Annotated in this window: 5 protein-coding genes; all 5 read left to right on the forward strand. The window is 72.2% G+C overall.

Annotated features, from left to right (window positions below; translation table 11 throughout):
- Positions 1-68 precede the first annotated feature (68 nt).
- Complete coding sequence (locus AWZ10_RS11280) at positions 69-986, forward strand: HhH-GPD family protein (protein ID WP_046709767.1); 918 nt, start codon at positions 69-71, stop codon at positions 984-986.
- A 373-nt stretch (positions 987-1,359) separates the two neighbouring features.
- Positions 1,360-1,911: a SigE family RNA polymerase sigma factor gene (locus AWZ10_RS11285; RefSeq protein WP_046709766.1), complete on the forward strand. Its 552-nt coding sequence runs from the start codon at positions 1,360-1,362 to the stop codon at positions 1,909-1,911.
- Positions 1,899-2,588, forward strand: coding sequence for a hypothetical protein (locus tag AWZ10_RS11290; RefSeq protein WP_063809754.1), 690 nt, complete (start codon positions 1,899-1,901; stop codon positions 2,586-2,588). The genes AWZ10_RS11285 and AWZ10_RS11290 overlap by 13 nt, the downstream gene beginning before the upstream one ends.
- A 107-nt stretch (positions 2,589-2,695) precedes the next feature.
- A complete protein-coding gene (gene cseB / locus AWZ10_RS11295; RefSeq protein ID WP_046709764.1) occupies positions 2,696-3,403 on the forward strand; it encodes a two-component system response regulator CseB in 708 nt (235 codons plus the stop codon).
- 15 nt (positions 3,404-3,418) lie between these two features.
- Positions 3,419-4,596, forward strand: a 1,178-nt coding sequence (locus tag AWZ10_RS11300) for a sensor histidine kinase (protein WP_060890993.1), incomplete at its 3' end; no start/stop codon positions are given.

Below are 4,596 nucleotides of genomic sequence, written 5' to 3' on the forward strand. Positions count from 1 at the left end.
ACCCACCCCAGACCCCCCCCGCCAGAACCCACCCCCACCCACCCCCGCATGGCAGGATCGACCGTGCCATGACTGCACCCACGAAGCCTCAGAACAGTCCTGCCGACGCAACCCCGACCGCACTGCACACCCCGGTGATCGCCTGGTTCGAGACGCATGCCCGTGACCTGCCCTGGCGGCGGGCGGAGGCCGGGCCGTGGGGGGTGATGGTCAGCGAGTTCATGCTGCAGCAGACGCCGGTCAACCGTGTACTGCCCGTGTACGAGCAGTGGTTGGCGCGCTGGCCCCGTCCGGCGGATCTCGCGAAGGAGCCGCCGGGTGAGGCGGTGCGCGCGTGGGGCCGGCTCGGGTATCCGCGCCGCGCGCTGCGGCTGCACGGCGCCGCGGTGGCCATAACGGAACGGCACGGCGGGGACGTACCGCGGGAACACGCGCAGTTGCTCGCGCTGCCGGGGATCGGCGAGTACACGGCCGCGGCGGTGGCGTCGTTCGCCTACGGGCAGCGGCACGCCGTCCTCGACACGAACGTGCGGCGCGTCTTCGCCCGCGCGGTCGCCGGCACGCAGTACCCGCCGAACGCGACCACGGCCGCCGAACGGAAACTGGCCCGCAGCCTGCTGCCCGAGGACGACGGTACGGCCTCCCGCTGGGCGGCCGCGTCGATGGAGCTGGGCGCGCTGGTGTGCACGGCGAAGAACGAGACGTGCCAGCACTGCCCGATCGCCGGGCAGTGCGCGTGGCTGCTGGCCGGGAAGCCCCCGCACGAGGGTCCGGCGCGGCGCGGTCAGACGTACGCCGGTACCGACCGTCAGGTCCGCGGCAAGCTGCTGGCCGTACTGAGGGACGCGATCGCGCCCGTGCCGCAGGCGGTCCTCGACCGGGTCTGGGACGAGCCGGTACAGCGCGCCCGCGCCCTCGACGGACTGGTCTCCGACGGTCTGGTGGAACCCCTCCCGGGCGGCCTCTACCGCCTCCCCCTCACCTGACCGTCACCCCACCTCGCACCCTCACCTCACAGGCCACGCATCGCCGAGGCCTCACCGCAACACAGCCCTCACTCACGCCCGACGGGGTAAACCGGCGCATCCCCTCCCCAAAGCCCGGCCCGCTTTACCCCGTTCCTCCTTCTGTTACACAACCGACGGACAGCCGAGCGTTCTCCGCAGGCTGTCTCGGACGTCCCCGTGACAACCCCTCCGTAGCTTCATTGGCGTACCGCAGGAACCCGCGAAACGAACCAGCGGATCCGGCGGGACGAGCGGCACGCACAGCGGATCGCACCAGCGGGACGAAGCGGCGGACAGCCGGCACCGCGCGGACAGCGCGGACGTCGGAAACGGGGAACGGAGGCGGTTGATCATGGCGCACGGCGAGGTGCTCGAATTCGAGGAGTACGTCCGTACCCGGCAGGACGCGCTGCTGCGCAGCGCCCGCCGGCTGGTGCCGGACCCGGTGGACGCCCAGGATCTGCTGCAGACGGCGCTGGCACGGACGTACGGCCGCTGGGACGGCATCGCGGACAAGCGGCTGGCGGACGCCTATCTGCGCCGGGTCATGATCAACACGCGGACGGAGTGGTGGCGGGCCCGGAAGCTGGACGAGGTCCCGACCGAGCAGCTGCCGGACGCCTGCGTCGACGACTCCACCGAGCAGCACGCGGACCGCGCCCTCCTCATGGACATCATGAAGGTCCTGGCTCCCAAGCAGCGCAGTGTCGTGGTGCTGCGACACTGGGAGCAGATGTCCACGGAGGAGACGGCCGCCGCCCTCGGTATGTCGGCCGGCACGGTCAAGAGCACGCTGCACCGTGCGCTGGCCCGGCTCCGCGAGGAGCTGGAGTCGCGGGACATCGAAGAGCGCGCCGCCCGCGTGCTCGAAGCGAGCGAGGAGCAGGAGCGTTGCGCGGCCTGAGCACAGCGGCCGGCCCGGGGCCAGGGGCCAGGCATTCCCCGAAGGCGGTGATCACGGCGGTGGCCGTGCTCACCGCCCTCGGCCTTTCCCTCTCCGCCTGCGGCACGGGCGGCACCGGCGCCCGCGACGAGGGACCGGCGGACAACGACTCCCTCGCGGCGGGCGCGGCCTCGCCGTCCGTCTCCGCGTCGGCCGACGCCGACGGTGACGGTGACGGCGATCACCCGAGTGTCGGCGAGGTCGTCCGCATGGTCCGCGCGGACCCGGAGGTCAGCCGGACCGTGAAGAGCGACCTGAAGCCGTGCGTGGCCGACGAGTACCCGGTGGACGTGACGTACGGGGACCTGACCGGGAGTTCGGCCGACGACCTCGTGGTGAATGTGATGACCTGCGCGGACGCCGTCGGCGTGGCCTCGTACGTGTACCGCTCGGAGAAGGGGGGGTACCGGAGCGTCTTCCTCTCCGAACAGCCCCCCGTCTACGCGGAGATCGACCGGGGCGACCTCCTGGTCACCCGGCAGCTGTACGAGAATGGCGACCCGTCCTCCTATCCGTCCAGCGAGGAAGTCACGACCTATCGCTGGATCAAGGACAGCTTCGTACAGCGCTCCAGCACGCGCACCGAGTACAGCAGCGCGGTGGGCGGCGCGGAGTCGGCGACCCCCGAGCCGAGCTGACACCGATGCCGAACACCGACGCCGACCATCGCCACCGAACACGAACGACCCTGGCCGGTACCGACCGGTCCTGACCGACCCCGACCGAGAGCGAGCGAGATCACCGGATGGCAGAGCAGACCCATGTCCTGTTCGTCGAGGACGACGACGTGATCCGCGAGGCCACCCAGCTCGCACTGGAGCGGGACGGCTTCGCGGTCACGGCCATGCCCGACGGGCTGTCGGGGCTGGAGGCGTTCCGCGCGGACCGGCCCGACATCGCGCTCCTCGATGTCATGGTCCCGGGCCTCGACGGGGTCTCCCTGTGCCGCCGTATCCGTGACGAGTCGACCGTGCCCGTGATCATGCTCTCCGCGCGCGCCGACTCCATCGACGTGGTGCTGGGCCTGGAGGCGGGCGCCGACGACTACGTGACCAAGCCGTTCGACGGTGCCGTCCTGGTCGCCAGGATCCGCGCGGTGCTGCGCCGCTTCGGGCACGCGAGCGGCGGCGACGGCAGGGCCGAGGAGGCCGGGGCCGCGAGCACCGGCGGAGTGCTCACCTTCGGAGAACTGGTGATCGACACCGAGGGCATGGAGGTACGGAAGTCCGGGGAGCCGGTGGCGCTGACGCCGACCGAGATGCGACTGCTCCTCGAGTTCTCGTCCGCCCCCGGCACGGTCCTCTCCCGCGACAAGCTGCTCGAACGCGTGTGGGACTACGGCTGGGGCGGCGACACCCGGGTCGTCGACGTCCACGTCCAGCGGCTCCGCACGAAGATCGGCCAGGACCGCATCGAGACGGTCCGCGGCTTCGGCTACAAGCTCAAGGCCTGAGCGGGGCGGGGCGACATGGACATGAGGGGGACACGAGGGGGGCGGGAGCCGGAGCCGGGCGCCGTCGGCCGCCGGTCCGGCACGGGGCTCGCCTCGGGCATCCGTACCGGCCTGCGGTGGCAGTTGAGCGCCGCGATCGCGCTGGTCGGCGCGCTGGTGGCGGTCGCGCTGAGCCTGGTCGTGCACAACGCGGCGCGGGTGTCGATGCTCGACAACTCACGCGACCTCGCCGACGAGCGCATCCAGGTCGCCCAGCGCATGTACGAGTCGGGCCGCCCGCTGAAGTCCGGCGCCTTCGGGGTGAAACTCGACGACCCCGACATCCCGAAGGACCTGCTGGCCAGGGTCGGGGAGGGCCGCCGGGCCACGTACGTCTCCGAGGGTGAGAACAGGGTGCCCGACATCTGGGCGGCGGTCCCGCTGAAGGACAAGCGCGTCCTCTCCCTGCACACCGACTTCACCGACCACAGCTCCGCGGTGATGCGTGACCTCGACCAGGCCCTGCTCATCGGCTCGATCGCGGTCGTCTTCGGCGGCTCGGCCCTCGGTGTGCTCATCGGCGGCCAGATGTCCCGCCGGCTGCGCAAGGCGGCGGCCGCCGCGCACCAGGTGGCCAAGGGCGAGTCCGACGTACGGGTGCAGGACGCGATCGGCGGTGTCGTACGCGACGAGACCGCGGAGCTGGCGCGGGCCGTGGACGCCATGGCCGACACCCTGCGGCAGCGGATCGAGGCGGAGCGCCGGGTGACGGCGGACATCGCCCACGAGCTGCGTACGCCGGTGACCGGCCTGCTCACGGCCGCGGAACTGCTGCCGCCGGGCCGCCCCTCCGAGCTGGTCCGCGACCGGGCCCAGGCGATGCGCACGCTCGTCGAGGACGTCCTGGAGGTGGCCCGCCTCGACGGGGCCTCCGAGCGGGCCGAGCTGCAGGACATCATGCTGGGCGAGTTCGTGGCCCGGCGGGTGGCGGCGAAGGACGCGGGCGTGCGCGTACAGATCGTGCACGAGTCGGAGGTGACGACGGACCCCCGCCGCCTCGAACGCGTCCTGCTGAATCTGCTGGCCAACGCGGCGAAGCACGGCAAGCCGCCGATCGAGGTCTCCGTCGAGGGGCGCGTCATCCGCGTCCGCGACCATGGGCCGGGCTTCCCCGAGGACCTGCTCGCCGCCGGCCCCCGCGGCTTCTGCACCGG

This window comes from Streptomyces europaeiscabiei, from assembly GCF_001550375.1.
GTDB lineage: Bacteria > Actinomycetota > Actinomycetes > Streptomycetales > Streptomycetaceae > Streptomyces > Streptomyces europaeiscabiei.